14 protein-coding genes are annotated in these 15010 nt (G+C 54.2%); 6 read left to right on the top strand and 8 right to left on the bottom strand.

The window, feature by feature from the left end:
• Positions 1-118: 118 nt before the first annotated feature.
• Both CAP48_RS10700 and CAP48_RS10695 read right to left on the bottom strand, forming a co-directional pair.
• Positions 119-901, bottom strand: a complete 783-nt coding sequence (locus CAP48_RS10700) for an IclR family transcriptional regulator (protein ID WP_100696303.1) — start codon at positions 899-901, stop codon at positions 119-121.
• Positions 894-1688 (bottom strand): IclR family transcriptional regulator, encoded by a 795-nt coding sequence (locus tag CAP48_RS10695; RefSeq protein ID WP_100696301.1) that lies wholly within the window; start codon positions 1686-1688, stop codon positions 894-896. The genes CAP48_RS10700 and CAP48_RS10695 overlap by 8 nt, the downstream gene beginning before the upstream one ends.
• Before the next feature lie 161 nt (positions 1689-1849).
• Here CAP48_RS10695 and CAP48_RS10690 point away from each other — a divergent pair, with 161 nt between their 5' ends.
• From CAP48_RS10690 to CAP48_RS10665, 6 genes are all read left to right on the top strand, one after another.
• Positions 1850-3016, top strand: a complete 1167-nt coding sequence (locus CAP48_RS10690) for an acyl-CoA dehydrogenase family protein (RefSeq protein ID WP_100696299.1) — start codon at positions 1850-1852, stop codon at positions 3014-3016.
• 89 nt (positions 3017-3105) lie between these two features.
• Positions 3106-4077, top strand: coding sequence for a tripartite tricarboxylate transporter substrate binding protein (locus tag CAP48_RS10685; RefSeq protein WP_100696297.1), 972 nt, complete (start codon positions 3106-3108; stop codon positions 4075-4077).
• Positions 4078-4097: 20 nt separating this feature from the next.
• Positions 4098-5060 (top strand): tripartite tricarboxylate transporter substrate binding protein, encoded by a 963-nt coding sequence (locus tag CAP48_RS10680; protein ID WP_100696295.1) that lies wholly within the window; start codon positions 4098-4100, stop codon positions 5058-5060.
• Between the two features lie 18 nt (positions 5061-5078).
• Positions 5079-6221 carry an acyl-CoA dehydrogenase family protein gene (locus CAP48_RS10675; protein WP_100696293.1) on the top strand — a complete coding sequence of 381 codons (1143 nt, stop codon included), beginning with the start codon at positions 5079-5081 and terminating at the stop codon, positions 6219-6221.
• 25 nt (positions 6222-6246) lie between these two features.
• A complete protein-coding gene (locus tag CAP48_RS10670) occupies positions 6247-7236 on the top strand; it encodes a YhdH/YhfP family quinone oxidoreductase (protein WP_100696291.1) in 990 nt (329 codons plus the stop codon).
• Positions 7237-7259: 23 nt separating this feature from the next.
• Positions 7260-9365: an acetate--CoA ligase family protein gene (locus CAP48_RS10665; protein ID WP_242444388.1), complete on the top strand. Its 2106-nt coding sequence runs from the start codon at positions 7260-7262 to the stop codon at positions 9363-9365.
• 928 nt (positions 9366-10293) lie between these two features.
• Here the strand turns inward: CAP48_RS10665 and fdx are convergent.
• Genes fdx through CAP48_RS10635 form a run of 6 tightly spaced genes read right to left on the bottom strand, consistent with a single transcriptional unit; the run spans position 10294 to position 15009 of the window.
• Complete coding sequence (gene fdx, locus CAP48_RS10660) at positions 10294-10635, bottom strand: ISC system 2Fe-2S type ferredoxin (protein ID WP_100696289.1); 342 nt, start codon at positions 10633-10635, stop codon at positions 10294-10296.
• Positions 10636-10659: 24 nt separating this feature from the next.
• Positions 10660-12522, bottom strand: coding sequence for a Fe-S protein assembly chaperone HscA (gene hscA / locus CAP48_RS10655; RefSeq protein WP_100696287.1), 1863 nt, complete (start codon positions 12520-12522; stop codon positions 10660-10662).
• Between the two features lie 12 nt (positions 12523-12534).
• Complete coding sequence (gene hscB / locus CAP48_RS10650; RefSeq protein WP_242444384.1) at positions 12535-13062, bottom strand: Fe-S protein assembly co-chaperone HscB; 528 nt, start codon at positions 13060-13062, stop codon at positions 12535-12537.
• 2 nt (positions 13063-13064) lie between these two features.
• Positions 13065-13388 (bottom strand): iron-sulfur cluster assembly protein IscA, encoded by a 324-nt coding sequence (iscA, locus tag CAP48_RS10645; RefSeq protein WP_100696283.1) that lies wholly within the window; start codon positions 13386-13388, stop codon positions 13065-13067.
• 5 nt (positions 13389-13393) lie between these two features.
• Positions 13394-13777: a Fe-S cluster assembly scaffold IscU gene (gene iscU, locus CAP48_RS10640; protein WP_100696281.1), complete on the bottom strand. Its 384-nt coding sequence runs from the start codon at positions 13775-13777 to the stop codon at positions 13394-13396.
• A gap of 20 nt (positions 13778-13797) precedes the next feature.
• On the bottom strand, positions 13798-15009 hold the full coding sequence (locus tag CAP48_RS10635; protein ID WP_100696279.1) for an IscS subfamily cysteine desulfurase: 1212 nt from the start codon (positions 15007-15009) through the stop codon (positions 13798-13800).
• Position 15010: the final 1 nt, after the last annotated feature.

Raw genomic sequence — 15010 nt, 5'->3', positions numbered from 1 at the left:
ACGTTTACTTAAGTAAACTTAGACCCGTCGTCACACCGGTGTTTCGGTGAGACGACGGTTTTTTTCAATTATCGCCCTATTGACTGTAATCGGGTTTTATCCTGAGAATAAAGCAATTTTATAAACCAAGCGTATTTTGCACACTGTTTACCAGAACTTGCAGCCTTTTGGGGATTTGCCTGTTGCGCTCGGCAAATGACCCATCAGTGACTGGCACACCGCAGTTTAGGACAAAAATATTGGCATCTATCGGCTTTGCAAAAGGAACCGCAAAACCAAACGAATGCGGCACCCACTGCTGGTTGTTCGAGCAATAACCATAGCGCTCGAATTCTCGATAAGTTTCGTCAAGGCTATGGTGATGCGCTTTGTAATGGTCTGGCTGCTCCACCCGAATGCGATTCAGGGCGGCATCGCGCTCTTGTGCAGAGGCGCGGCAGAGCCAAGCCTTGCCGGCCGCGGTCGACATCATGGGCAATGCGGCACCAATATCCGGATGAGCCTGTAGAGTTTCATTGGCGCGTGCCGTTTCCACATAAACCATATTACAACGATCCCTAATAACCAGTGAGACAGCGCCGTTGATCTCCAGCGCCAGCCGCAACATCAGAGGGCGGGCAATTTGTCGTAATTGCAGGCTTGCAAGAAGTGGATAGCTTAATGTCAGCACGGCCGGTCCCAGTAGATAGCGCCTGCCCTGCGGTGCACGGCGCAAATACCCTAGTCGCACAAGCGTATGGGTCAGCCTGACAATCGTGCTCGGGGACAGGCCGGTACGCACCGAAATCTGTTTATTTCCCAGCGTCGGCTCCCCCGATCTGAAACAGGCAAGCACATCGATTGCCTGAGCCAGCGTCGAGGCAAATTGCGGGTCATTGGCTTTGTTATCGGAGTCAGTCATCCTGTGCCTCCAGCTGCCGGCATTTATTTATTTCATCAACCATTGCAAGTAACGGGTCGGCAGCGACCGCCTCAATGGTTCTATTTTTCAGCCTTGCTACCGGCACCCCGCAATTGAAGACCAGGTAGTCGCCGTCTACCGGATCGCGCAAAGCAACCGCAACCGCGTGGACATCTGCCTGCCAGTCGCCAAAAGAGAGGCAGTAGCCCTTGGTGTTCCAATCATGCAGAGCCCGCTCCCAGGCAGCGCCATGCATCTGCCACTGCGACGCATCTTCCCTATGAATCTGAGCCAGCACACGTTCACGTATCTCCGAAGACGCATTGGCCAGCCAGGCCCGTCCCATTGCTGAAGCCAGTAATGGCAGGCGCGCGCCGATATCGGGGCGATAGCCGATTACCTCGTGACCTCGACTGGTTTCGAGGTACACCATATGCAGTTTGTCATTCAGGCCAAGCGACACAGATCCTTCACAGCGATCTGCCAGGGCTCGCATATAGGGCCTTGCCATTTGACGTAAGCGAATACCGCTAAGCATGGGATGTGCCAGCGACAGGATACCGGCGCCCAGTCGGTATCGTCGCAACTGCACGTCGTACAGCAGCAGCCCCTTGAGCGTAAGTGTATAGGTCAGCCGCGAAATGGTCGCTTTGGACAGGCCGGTTCGTTCAGCCAGCTCTTTGTTGCTCAGCGCGGGCTCTGCCATCCGGAAACACTGCAAGACCGACATACCGTGTGCCACCGTGGTCGCAAAACGGGGATCGCTGTATCTATCAGTGTCTTGCATGCTGAAAGCCTCAAAAAATTACGGATCAAAATCGAAGTTGATTAGCTTTTAATTCAATATATCAAAACAATAATATCGTTATTAAATATAAATTGCTATGCTTTTTCAACATTATCGCCATATCCAATCACACCACAATAAAACAGAGAAGGAGAATCAGTATGCTGCGGGAGCCCGAGTCGTTCACCACCTTTTTAGATTCACTGCGACGTTTTGTACATGAACGCCTGGTACCGCAAGAGAAACAGGTCGCACAATCGGACGAAGTTCCTGACGATGTTGTCAGAGATATGGCAGAGCAGAATATGTTTGGCTACTCGATCCCCGAGCAATACGGTGGACTCGGCATGACGACGGAAGAACTGGTTCTTGCCGCCATGGAGTTATCCCAGTGCTCAGTCGCATTTCGAGCACGTGTGGGCACCAACACCGGTATCGGATCCGAAGGGCTGGTGGCCGATGGTACACCCGAACAGAAGCAGCGTTATCTGCCGGAACTATCCAGCGGACGGATGACCGGTTCATTTGCCTTGACGGAACCCGAAGCCGGTTCAGATGCCACAGCATTACAGACCACCGCAAGACGCGAAGGCGATCATTATGTGTTGAACGGTACAAAATGCTTTATTACCAATGCGCCGATAGCTGATCTTTTCACGGTGATGGCACGCACCGATCCAGATAATATCAAAGCCAGCGGAATTTCCGCATTTCTGGTAGAACGCACCACACCAGGCCTGACTACCGGGCAACCCTACGAGAAAATGGGACAAGCCGGCTCACCCGTGTCCGAAGTGCATTTTGACAACTGCCGCGTGCCCGCGTCCAACCTGATTGGCGGCATAGAGGGCATGGGCTTCAAAACTGCCATGAAAGTATTGAACAAGCAGCGTATTCACCTGGCGGCGCTATGTATTGGTCCGGCAATCCGCATGTTGGACGAAGCCATGGAATTTGTGGGCAATCGCTCTCAATTCGGTCAGCCTCTGATGAACTTTCAATTGATCCAGGCGATGATCGCCGATTGCAAAACCGATATTGAGACGGCCAAAGCTCTCGTGCTGCAGACGGCACGAGAGCGCGATGAAGGCAAGGACGTCACGATGAACGCATCCATTTGCAAATATTTTTGCTCGGAGATGTGCGGGCGGGTCGCGGACCGTTGCGTACAGATGTTTGGCGGCTACGGCTATATTGCGGACTTTGGCATTGAACGCTTCTACCGCGATGTACGCCTGTTCCGCCTATATGAAGGCACCAGCCAGATTCACCAGCTCAACATTGCGCGCCTGACATTGAAAAACGCTGGCTTCGAGCCCGGTCGTTAAGGCCTCTATTAATCGTTAAGCCCCCTCTTACATTTCATTCGCAATACAACAATGCCTCGTCAGAAGGCCCAATAACAACGGAGACAATCATGTTCAAAAGATCCATACTCACGATTATTGCAACTGCCATAATCGGCGTCGCTCCCGGCTTGGCCGGTGCGGCTTATCCCGACCAGCCGATCAGGCTGATTATTCCATTTGCGCCGGGCGGATCAACCGATATCCTGGGGCGACTGCTTGCCGAGGCCATGCGCCCTATTCTGGGCCAGGTAATCGTGGTCGAGAACAAACCCGGAGCAGGCGGCAATATAGGTGGCCACTTTGTCGCCACGGCAAAACCGGATGGGTACACCATCCTATTGGCAGCAGCAGGCCCGACGGTCATCAATCCCAGCCTGTACAAAAACATGAACTACAGCCCCAGCAAGGATCTCGCGCCTGTAACAGCATTGACCCGAGAACACAACCTGATGGTCGTCAATCCTGCAATCCCCGCCAAAAATCTCAAGGAATTCGTTAATTACGCAAAGGAACACCCGCAAACCCTGTCCGTCGGTTCCCCCGGCACTGGAAGTCCGGCACACCTGGCAGGCGAACTTCTGAACAAAATGGCGGGCCTGAAGATGCAGCATGTGCCCTACAAAGGATCCGGCCCGGCCATCAGCGATCTGCTGGCAAACCACATCAATGTGATGATAGACAATATGCCGCCATTGTTGCCTCATGTGCTCAGCGGAAAACTTCGCGCACTGGGTGTTCCCAGCTCAAAAAGAGCCGAAGCCCTGCCCGATGTTCCGACATTTGAAGAACAAGGTCTCAATGGCTATGTCATCATGGCCTGGAAAGGCTTGATGGTGCCCAAAGGAACCCCCGAACCCATTGTCCGGCAACTGCATGATGCAGCAGTACAAGTGTTGAAACGTCCCGACATTCGCAAGCGCCTGACCGAACTGGGCGCAGAACCCGAAGGAAATACACCGCAAGCCTTTGCGAAGCAGATCAGCGAAGAAACACGCTGGTGGGCCGATATGATCAAACAGACGAATGTCAGTGTCAATTAACAGGCTGCCGGAGCAATGATATGAAAAAACTAATCGCCTTCATCGCCCTGGCTGCAGCCGCCGGGCTTCCTGTAACGACGCTAGCAGATGAGTACCCGAACAGGCCTATCACACTTGTCGTTCCTTACGCCGCCGGTGGTGGTACGGATACGGCAGCACGTATTATTGCCAAAACACTTGCTCAGCGATTAAAGCAGCCGGTTGTTGTCGAGAACAAGGCAGGCGGTGCGACACAAATTGGCACTCACTATGTGGTGCGTGCCAAGCCCGATGGCTATACCCTGTTGATGGGCACTGCCAACCTGGCCACCAATCCCGCCTTTTATGAAACGCTCCCTTATAACGTAAAAACGGATCTGGCGCCGGTCGTGCTGACAACCGATGTGCCCGTATACATTTTTACCAGCCCCAACAGCAGCGTTAAAAAGGTTCAGGACATTCTGACCCAAAGTCGACAAGGCCAAGCGTTATCCTATGCCACTGCGGGCGTTGGAAGCATACCTCATATGGCAGCTGAAATTTTCAACCAAAAAACGGGCTTGCATTTACAGCACGTTCCATACAAAGGCAGCGCCGAGGCGGTGGTGGCCGCCTCCGGCAATCAAGTCCCATTGAGTTTTGACAACCTGGCTCCCGCTTACGGGCAGGTCAAAGCTGGGCGCCTGGTGCCGTTGGCCATTGCCGCCGATAAGCGCAGTCCTGCCCTGCCGAACGTACCCACGCTCACCGAACTGGGGATCCCGGTGGTGGCCGCTTCATGGTGGGGTGTGCTTGCACCGGCCGGCACGCCGCCAGCGGTGATACGCAAGTTGAATACAGAGCTTAATGATGTGCTCAAAGATAAAGCGGTAAAAGGCTTTCTGCTCGAACAGGGTATCCACACCGTCGGCGGAACACCAGAACAGTTTACGCAGTACATCCACGACGAATCCGAAAAATGGCAAGCCATTGTTCGTGATGCCGACCTGCATCAAGAAAATTAAACCAGGACATGTTGACTTATGTTGGATGAAAAAACAGAAGCGCTCAGGGATAAAGTCAGGCATTTTATCGACACGGTGGCTATCCCCCTTGAGCAGCCGGCGCTGGAAAAAGACGTTGCCGCACTGGATGTCGCTTGCGGGCAACTGCGCGCACAAGCCAGGGCAGCAGGCATCTACGGCCCGCAGTTACCCCGGGAATGGGGCGGGCTCGGACTGAACTGGAGCGAATGCGCCGTCATTTTTGAAGAGGCAGGCCGCGGCATGCTCGGCCCGCTTGCGCTCAATTGCGCGCCACCGGATCAGCCGAATATGCTTACCCTGCTGCATCTTGGCACCGAAGCACAAAAGCAGGCCTATCTCGGACCGCTGACCCGCGGTGAAAAGCGTGCATGTTTTGCCATGACCGAGCCGGCGCCCGGTGCCGGTTCCGATCCGAATATGTTGCAAACCCAGGCAACGCGAGATAAAAACGGCTGGCGCGTCAATGGCCATAAGAAATTTATCAGCGGCGGCATCGCGGCCGATTTCGCCATTTTTCCTGCCAGAACTGACGAAGGCGTGACGCTGTTTATCGTTCCCACCAACACACCGGGCTATCGTGTCACGCGGGATATCGCGACCGTCACCGGCTACCAGATCGGCGGGCATGCAGAAATCCTGCTTGAAAACTGCCATATCCCTGATGATGCCGTGCTGGGCGAAATCGGCATGGGGATGAAGCACATTCAACTTCGCCTGGAGCCGGCTCGTCTTTCGCATTGCATGCGATTCATCGGCCGGGCCAGGCGCGCCCTGGAAATCGCGCAAGACTATGTGCAGACAAGAGATGCCTTCGGTAGCCGTTTATCGGACCTGCAGCAAATCCAGGCCATGATTGCCGACTCTCACATTGACTTGCATGCTAGCCGACTGATGGTCAGGGAGTGCGCCACGCTAATGGATCGGGCAGTATCGGTAAAAAATGAATCTGCAATGACAAAGATATTCGTATCGGAAGCCGTCGGGCGGGTTGCCGACAGATGCGTGCAAATGATGGGGGCCCTTGGCGTATCGGATGACACGGTTGTCTCTTGCATCTGGCGCGAGGCACGTCCGTTTCGCATTTACGATGGGGCGAATGAGCTGCACAGGGCCTTTCTGGCAAAGCGTATTTTACGATAGGCCATCACTCGATAAGGAAATCAGCATGACGACATTTTCAGCTTTTCGCGTGGAAATTCCAGACGCGGGCAACCCGCCCGAAAGCCATATCCGGCAATTGCACATTGACGATCTGTCGCCTGGCGACACCCTCATCAAAGTGGCTTACGCTGGGGTGAACTATAAAGACGCGCTCGCCGCAAACGGCCAGGGAAAAATTATCCGGGATCATCCGCGCATCACCGGCATTGATTTGAGCGGGCACATTGTCTCGTCTGAGAATGGGCAACTGAAAGAAGGCGATCCCGTGGTGGTCCACGGCTTTGGCCTGGGTGTCGAGCATGACGGCGGGCATGCTCAGTATGCACGCGTGTCATCAGACTGGGTCTTGCCCTTACCCGCCAGACTAACCCTGCGCGAGGCCGCGACCCTGGGTGCTGCCGGATACACCGCCGCGCTCGCACTGCACTGGATGGAACAATGCGGACTCAACCCCGAGCAAGGGGAAGTCACTATCACCGGTGCGACAGGCGGCGTTGCCAGCATTGCAATTGACATATTGAATCATTGCGGCTATCAGACGGTTGCCATCACGGGCAAGCACGCTGCACATGATTATCTCAAAAAGCTTGGCGCCACCCGAGTGATGGAGGTTTCCGATCTTGAACCGAAAGGACCGCTTGCCTCCGGTCAATGGGCTGGCGCGATTGACTCGGTGGGCGGCCCGGTACTGGCCTGGCTGCTTCGGACGACAAAACCAGAAGGCGTTATCACCGCTTTTGGTAATGCGGGTGGTGCCCGTCTGGATACCAGCGTATTTCCTTTCATTCTGAGGGGAGTCAAGCTGCTGGGTATCAACGCGGGCGGCCCGATAGCGCTACGCAGGAAAATCTGGGACAAGCTGGCTACGGTATATCGGCCAGATCATCTAGATGATATCTGCCAAGTGATATCGCTGGACAACCTGCCACAAGTCACAAAACAAATGCTGGAACGCAAAAGCACCGGCCGCAATGTCATTGATATGGCGCTGTGAAACCCCTAATCGATATACTTAATATGACTATGTGCCAAACACTGAACACGCTGTTTTCGCCCAGGAGCATTGCGATTCTGGGCGCATCCAATACCGCAGGCAAATCGGGGGCCGTGCCCATTGCGCTTCTTCTTGAGGCCGGATATGCCGGAAAAATTTATCCGGTTAACCCCCGGCAGGATACGGTTTACGGCATACCCTGCCACGCCAGCCTGGGCGATATCGAAGACGCGATTGACCTTGTTATTATTGCTATTCCTGCCAGCCATGTCCTTGCTGCACTAGAAAAATCCCGGCCGGGGCAGATCAGCAACGCAGTGATCTTTACTTCCGGATTTGCCGAGGTGGGAGATGTCGGCCTTCAATTGCAACAACAACTTCAGGCCTTCGCACGGAAGAGGCACATACGGTTGCTAGGGCCCAATTGTCTTGGTTTTATTAATATCCGTAAAAACACCTATGCAACGTTCTCCCCTGCTCCGTTCAACGGTCGGCTGCCTGCGGGCCACGTCGGCATGGTCACGCAAAGCGGTGCTTTCGGCGCGTATGCCTATTGCCTGGCACGCGAGCGCCATCTCGGCCTGTCATTCTGGATTAGCACCGGAAACGAAAGCGATCTTGATGTCGCTGACTGCATCCAATGGCTGGTCGACGATCCCGATACCAAAGTTATCATGGCCTATATCGAAGGCTGCAAAGATGGCGACAAGCTAAAACGTGCCCTATGGGCGGCAAATCGCGCCGGCAAACCCGTGGTCGTGACAAAAATCGGCAGAACAAACTCCGGAGCGCGGGCAGCAGCCTCGCATACCGCTGCCCTGGCTGGTGACGATGTCGTTTATGACGCGCTGTTCAAACAATACGGCGTGATCCGAGCCTACACGATTGACGAATTTTTCAATGTCGGTCAAGCGCTAAGCAAATGGCCTGATCGTCCGGCCAAAAATCAAAACCTGGCCATTATTTCCATATCCGGCGGTGTCGGCGCGCTGATGGCCGATGAAGCAGATGAAAATAGACTGAACCTGCCTGCGCCGCCTGAAGCAGTAAAAACCCGGCTACTGGCCCGCATCCCGTTTGCGGGTGCGAATAATCCTGTCGATGTAACGGGCCACGCCCTGACCGACCTGTCTATCCTTTTGGATACCAGCCGCGATATGCTTGGCACCGGCAACTATGGCGCCCTTGCCATTTTTCTGGCGGCAGCCGGATCATCAGAAACACTGTGGCCTTATTTACAGGAGCTGGTGGATGTCCTTCACACGGAGCACCCGCACATCCCGCTTGCGATCAGCGCGCTGCTGGCTCCTGAACGAAAAAACACACTGCAGAAAAACGGTGCAATGGTATTTGTTGATCCGAGCGTAGCAATCCGTACCCTTTCCAGAATCATGCACCACCGGCCGGCAATAATCCCCGTACAAAACAACGAACAACCTCATGTGAGCCTGCCTGAAGGCACGGGTGCGTTGAACGAGGCTGACTCACTGTCGATGTTGAAAAAGGCGGGCATTCCAGTCACTCCGTTTGCCGTTGCAAAATCAGCATTTGAAGCACAGGAGGTTGCCAGTCAATGGCGTGGTTCGGTCGCGATGAAAATCGTGTCGGCCGACATTTTGCACAAAAGCGATGTGGGTGGTGTCAAACTCGGAATCGACGGTGAGCAGGCGGTCTCCGACGCCTACGATGACATATTGCAGTCCGTTCGATCCAATATGCCGCAAGTGGCGATTGATGGTGTGCTGGTAGCGCCCATGCGAAGCGGGGGCATCGAATGCATTATGGGCGTGCATCGCGACCCCATTTTCGGCCCCGTCGTTATGTTCGGGCTAGGAGGAATTTTTGTAGAAATACTGAAAGATGTCAGTTTTCGTCTTGCCCCGTTCGATCGTGAGGAAGCCCTTTTAATGATTCACGAAATTCGGGCCACGGCGTTGCTGTTTGGCACCCGAGGTCAGGGCCCGGCAGATATTTCGGCACTGGCCGACACACTGGTAGCCCTCTCCCGACTGGCTTATGAGAAGCGTGATCAAATTGAGTCAATCGATATCAATCCGATTCTTGCCTTACCCGAAGGGCAAGGAGTGCTGGCACTGGATGGCCTCATTATCCGCAATCGGATTACGTAACCTGGGTACGGAGCCGGATTTCTCGGTTCCGGGATAAGATCCAACATCCGCACAGACGCGTTCAATTGCAAGCCAGTTTTCTCTTCAGAAGGCCGATACGGGTTGACCAGACGCATTACTGGCTGCCCTCAAAATTTCTACATGTGTGCTATCCAGCGTTTTGCAACGCTGGCACCTATTGGCTGCCTTTTTCGCCCTGCGACGACGCTGATTGTCTATGGATTTTTACCGGCTGTCATCTTTTTCTTGATCCGTATCAATTCGATTTAAGATCACATGCGTCATACTTGTGCCTTTGCTGAGTATTCATTTCGGCTTGCACCTGCGGCACCAACTTGGTGTTGCCAATGTAGGTAGCAGCCCATTTCCGGATTTTTAATCAAACGCTGCATATGGCATGACGCTGTCCTCACCAGACAGGCACTTTCTTTACAGCTACCTTGAGTGAAAAAGACGCTTATATGAGTCCGAACCTATCCAACAGGATAATGACTAAACCCGTCACAGAGGCTCCCCATGGCTTTTAAAACGTGGGCAATGTTTATATTGCTGCTACTGGTCATTTGCCGGACACTGGTCAACGCTACACCGCCAGTCCGCCCGCATCCACAGGCAGTTCCTCCTACAATGGTCACGGGCCTGCTTGGCGTCATCTCTCCCAACATTTTTTAGCAAGTGGCTTTTGGCGTAATCAGCAATAGTCAGCTACACAACTGGAGCCGCTAGTTAAATCATGAAATTACCGGCATCAATAATTTATGCACTTCGAACAGCTTTGAATGGCCGTCAATGGCCTGGAGCATGACCACATGACAACGACCCATGCCAAGGGCATTGAAAAGCGAGTCCAAAAAAAAGCCCCTGATAAATCACAGATGTATTCAGGGGCGTTTCTGGTCAGTTGTCGCGACCACTAGCCGGCTAGTGGTCAGTGGTTTTCCTTGGCATGGTTGATCGTGTACTTGGGAATTTCCACGACCAGATCCTTGTCGGCCACAATGGCCTGGCAAGACAGCCGTGATAATGAAGTCAGTCCCCACGCCTTGTCCAGCAGGTCTTCCTCGTCGTCACTGGCCTCTTCCATGGAATCGAAGCCTTCCTTAATCACAACATGGCAAGTCGTGCAGGCACAGGACAATTCACAAGCGTGTTCAATTTCAATATGGTTGTCCAGCAAAATCCTGCAAACGGATGTGCCTTCTGGCGCATCGTTGATAACAGCGCCTTCCGGACAGACGTCAGGATGCGGCAATACGGTAATTTTGGGCATAAACTCGGGTCCGTTATTAGATCTTTATACGATATCGTTAAGCGATTTGCCTGAGAGCGCATCGCGAATGCTTCTGTCCATACGACGGGCGGCAAAATCTTCCGTCGCCTTGGCCAGTCTGTCGGTAGCGTCGCGCCAGTCGACAATGTCATCGGTATCCGACAAGCCAGAAAGCGATTCAATTTGTTCGGTAATGTCGCGAATTTCTTCCTCGCTCAGTAAGTCACGATCTTTTTCCATCGCCGCCTTGACTGAATCGAGCAGCTGTCGTGCATCGACCTGTTGTTCGCGCAACATGCGTTGTGCAGAGTCTTCGCCGGCGTTCTGCATACTTTCCTGCAGCATGGCTGTAATTTGCTCATCGCTCAGGCCATAGGACGGCTTGACGGTAATCTGCGCCTCTTTGCCCGTGCTCTGTTCGGCAGCGGATACGTTCAGCAACCCATCGGCATCCACCTGGAAGGTGACCCGGATGCGGGCCGCGCCGGCCACCATGGGCGGAATATCGCGCAGTTCAAAGCGCGCCAGTGAGCGACAGTCGGTAACCAAGTCACGTTCACCCTGCAACACATGAATGCTCATGGCGGTTTGCCCGTCTTTGTAGGTAGTGAACTCCTGCGCCCGCGCCACCGGAATGGTGCTATTGCGCGGAATGATTTGTTCCACCAAGCCACCCATGGTTTCCAGGCCCAGCGAAAGAGGCGTCACATCCAGGAGCAACCAGTCTTCGCCGGGCGCCCGGTTGCCGGCCAGCAAATGGGCCTGGCGGGCGGCCCCGAGCGCCACGACCTTGTCCGGATCCAGGTCTGTCAGGGGCTGCTGGTTAAAATGTTCGCGGACCCGATTGCGAACCACCGGCATGCGCGTGGCGCCACCGACCATGACCACGCCATTGATCTGCTGCGGTGTCAGGCCGGCGCTGTGCAATACATCGTCCACCAGCGTGAGCGTACGCGTGACCAAGTGGCGGCTGATATTTTCAAAATGGTTCTGCGGGAACATCTGATCGATATTCAGGCCGTTGGACAACGCTACTTCAAACGCGGCCTTGGTGGCGCCAGACAGCTTCTCGCGCGTTTGGCGGGCGCGACTCAATAACAGCCGACGATCCGCCATGGACAGTTGCTCCTGGCTGTGATGCTTCATGATATCGGCCACAATGGCTTCATCAAAATCATCACCGCCAAGCTGGGTATCGCCACCGGTGGCAACGACTTCAAACACCCCTTTGCTAAGACGCAAAATTGAGATATCGAAGGTTCCGCCACCCAGGTCGTAAACCGCAAACACCCCTTCCGAGGCATTATCCAGTCCGTAGGCGATAGCCGCAGCGGTTGGCTCATTGAGCAGGCGCAGTACGTTCAGGCCCGCCACACGGGCCGCGTCGCGCGTCGCCTGACGCTGGGTGTCATCAAAATAAGCCGGCACCGTGATAACGGCCCCAACCAGGTCGTCGCCCAGCGCATCTTCGGCGCGCTGGCGCAGCTTTGCCAGAATTTGTGCGGACACGTCGACCGGCGTCTTGTCGCCCTGACGCGTCCGAATGCGGACAGTGCCTTCGCCTGGCGTAAACTCATACGGCAGCTTCAAGTTGATCGCTTCGTCATAGGATCGGCCCATGAGGCGCTTGGCAGAAACCACGGTATTTAACGGGTCGGTGTTTTGCTTGCGAACAGCCGGGTAGCCGATCTCGACACCCTGACCGTCCAGATAGCGGACGACAGACGGCAGCAAGTCTTTGCCGTTTTCGTCGGCCAGCACTTCGGGAATGCTATTGCGTACCGCAGCGACCAGCGAATGCGTGGTACCCAGGTCGATACCTACCGCGAAACGACGTTGATGAGGGACCGGAGAGTCTCCGGGTTCGGAAATCTGTAGGAGTGCCATGCTTTGAGAATTCTATTTAGGTTGACGCAGCAATGCCTTGGCGTCCTGATGGATTTTTGAAATGAACATACCTTCGCGCACCTTTGCCGTCGCAGCCGGAATATCCTTTTCGACGTCAATCAAGGTTTCCAGCTCTTCGTACAATCGCGCTTCGGCCTGCTCCAGCGTGTGCAGGAACTGGCGCACGCGTTGCGCATCGGGATTGTCACGCAATGCATCGAGCTCTTCGTGCCATTCCATTTGCGCCATCAGAAACTGCGGGGCCATGGCCGTATTGTTTTCGGCACCAACATCCGCTCCGGCCAGTTCGCACAGATAGCGCGCGCGTGCCAGTGGGCGCTTGAGCACCTGGTACGCTTCGTTGATACGTGAAGACCACTGCATGGCGACACGCTTTTCAGCCGCCGATGCAGTGGAGTAACGGTCAGGATGCACCCTGGCAGACACGGTCTTCCATGTCTGTTCCAGGGCCGGCAATGAAACGGCGAACTGCTCGGGTAATCCAAATAACGCGAAATGCGATGCTTCCTGCTCTGTCACGTTTACACCGTAAATGATTCGCCGCAGCCGCAGGCTGCTTTTTCATTGGGATTGGTGAATTTGAATCCTTCATTCAATCCCTCACGGGCGTAATCAAGCTCGGTGCCATCGATATAGGGCAGGCTTTTCGCATCGACAAAGACCTTCACGCCGTGGCTTTCGAACACTTCGTCAGCCGTATCCGGATCGTCGACATATTCCAGTTTGTACGCCATACCAGAACAACCGGTAGTACGCACGCCCAGGCGCAGACCAATCCCCTTACCACGCTTCTGGAGGTAGCGTTCAATGTGCTGCGCCGCTTTCGGAGATAAGGTAATTGCCATAGTGCTTAACCTGTATGTTTGTCTTTGTAATCCTGGACCGCTGCCTTGATGGCGTCTTCAGCCAGAATGGAGCAGTGAATCTTGACTGGTGGCAGTGCAAGTTCTTCTGCAATCTGCTTATTGCGAATATCCAGGGCCTGATCCAGCGTCTTGCCTTTGACCCATTCGGTGATCAGCGAGCTCGAAGCAATGGCCGAACCGCAGCCATAGGTTTTAAAACGTGCATCTTCGATCACACCGTTCTGGCCGACCTTGATCTGCAGCTTCATTACGTCGCCACAGGCAGGGGCGCCAACCATACCGGTACCGATAGACTCGTCGCCTTTTTCAAACGAGCCCACGTTACGCGGATTTTCATAATGATCAAGAACTTTGTTGCTGTATGCCATGATATTTTCTCCTGAAACTGTTAATGCGCTGCCCACTGAACACTGTTCAGATCGATGCCTTCCTTGGCCATCTCCCAAAGGGGAGACATATCGCGAAGTTTGTCGACTCGGGACTTGATGAGTGAGACTGCGTAATCGATTTCTTCTTCCGTTGTGAAGCGACCTATCGTGAACCGGATGGAACTGTGTGCCAGTTCGTCATTGCGGCCCAGCGCACGCAGCACATAGGAAGGTTCAAGGCTGGCAGACGTACAGGCAGACCCGCTAGAGACAGCCAGTTCCTTGATTGCCATGATGAGCGACTCGCCCTCTACATAATTGAAGCTGACGTTCAGGTTATGTGGTACGCGTTTTTCCATATCGCCATTCAGATACACTTCTTCGATCGTGGACAATCCGTTCCACAAGCGATCACGTAGCGCACGGATACGTTCGTTCTCGGCGTGCGCTTTTTCTTTGGCCAGACGAAACGCTTCGCCCATGCCTACGATCTGATGGGTCGCCAACGTGCCGGAACGGAAGCCCCGCTCATGGCCGCCACCGTGAATTTGCGCTTCGATGCGGATACGCGGTTTGCGGCGAATGTACAGCGCGCCGATTCCTTTGGGACCGTTTGTCTTGTGCGCCGAAAAGGACATCAGATCCACTTTCAGCGTGGCCAGGTCGATATCCACCTTGCCGGTTGCCTGAGCGGCGTCGACGTGGAAGATAATGCCCTTTTCACGGCATAGCTCGCCAATGGCAGGAATATCCTGAATAACACCGATTTCGTTATTGACGAACATGACTGAGATCAGGACGGTATCGGGGCGTATGGCGGCTTTGAGCACGTCCATGTCGATCAGACCGTTATCTTGCACATTCAGGTAAGTAACTTCAAACCCTTGGCGTTCCAGTTCCCGCATCGTATCGAGCACGGCTTTATGCTCGGTTTTTACGGTGATCAGGTGCTTGCCGCGTTCCTTGTAGAAATTGGCTGCGCCCTTGATGGCCAGGTTGTTGGATTCGGTAGCACCAGAGGTCCATACGATTTCACGCGGATCTGCATTGACCAGGTCAGCCACTTGTTTTCTTGCGTTCTCAACAGCTTCTTCTGCTGTCCAGCCAAACGAGTGACTGCGGGATGCGGGGTTACCAAACTCTTCGTAAAGCCATGGCACCATTTTCTCAACTACCGCAGGATCAACCGGGGTGGTCGCTGAATAGTCCAGATAAACGGGTAATTTAAGCATT

The sequence above is a fragment of the Advenella sp. S44 genome, assembly GCF_002810445.1.
Lineage (GTDB): Bacteria > Pseudomonadota > Gammaproteobacteria > Burkholderiales > Burkholderiaceae_B > Advenella.
Note: the sequence above shows the minus strand (reverse complement) of the source record. Positions and strands in the feature narration are given on the sequence as shown.

What these genes read in the sequence shown, in the direction of transcription:
- CAP48_RS10700 (WP_100696303.1), bottom strand. Translation starts at nt 901, where the DNA reads ATGACTGACTCCGATAACAAAGCCAATGACCCGCAATTTGCCTCGACG.
- CAP48_RS10695 (WP_100696301.1), bottom strand. Translation starts at nt 1,688, where the DNA reads ATGCAAGACACTGATAGATACAGCGATCCCCGTTTTGCGACCACGGTG.
- CAP48_RS10690 (WP_100696299.1), top strand. Translation starts at nt 1,850, where the DNA reads ATGCTGCGGGAGCCCGAGTCGTTCACCACCTTTTTAGATTCACTGCGA.
- CAP48_RS10685 (WP_100696297.1), top strand. Translation starts at nt 3,106, where the DNA reads ATGTTCAAAAGATCCATACTCACGATTATTGCAACTGCCATAATCGGC.
- CAP48_RS10680 (WP_100696295.1), top strand. Translation starts at nt 4,098, where the DNA reads ATGAAAAAACTAATCGCCTTCATCGCCCTGGCTGCAGCCGCCGGGCTT.
- CAP48_RS10675 (WP_100696293.1), top strand. Translation starts at nt 5,079, where the DNA reads ATGTTGGATGAAAAAACAGAAGCGCTCAGGGATAAAGTCAGGCATTTT.
- CAP48_RS10670 (WP_100696291.1), top strand. Translation starts at nt 6,247, where the DNA reads ATGACGACATTTTCAGCTTTTCGCGTGGAAATTCCAGACGCGGGCAAC.
- CAP48_RS10665 (WP_242444388.1), top strand. Translation starts at nt 7,260, where the DNA reads ATGACTATGTGCCAAACACTGAACACGCTGTTTTCGCCCAGGAGCATT.
- fdx (WP_100696289.1), bottom strand. Translation starts at nt 10,635, where the DNA reads ATGCCCAAAATTACCGTATTGCCGCATCCTGACGTCTGTCCGGAAGGC.
- hscA (WP_100696287.1), bottom strand. Translation starts at nt 12,522, where the DNA reads ATGGCACTCCTACAGATTTCCGAACCCGGAGACTCTCCGGTCCCTCAT.
- iscA (WP_100696283.1), bottom strand. Translation starts at nt 13,388, where the DNA reads ATGGCAATTACCTTATCTCCGAAAGCGGCGCAGCACATTGAACGCTAC.
- iscU (WP_100696281.1), bottom strand. Translation starts at nt 13,777, where the DNA reads ATGGCATACAGCAACAAAGTTCTTGATCATTATGAAAATCCGCGTAAC.
- CAP48_RS10635 (WP_100696279.1), bottom strand. Translation starts at nt 15,009, where the DNA reads ATGCTTAAATTACCCGTTTATCTGGACTATTCAGCGACCACCCCGGTT.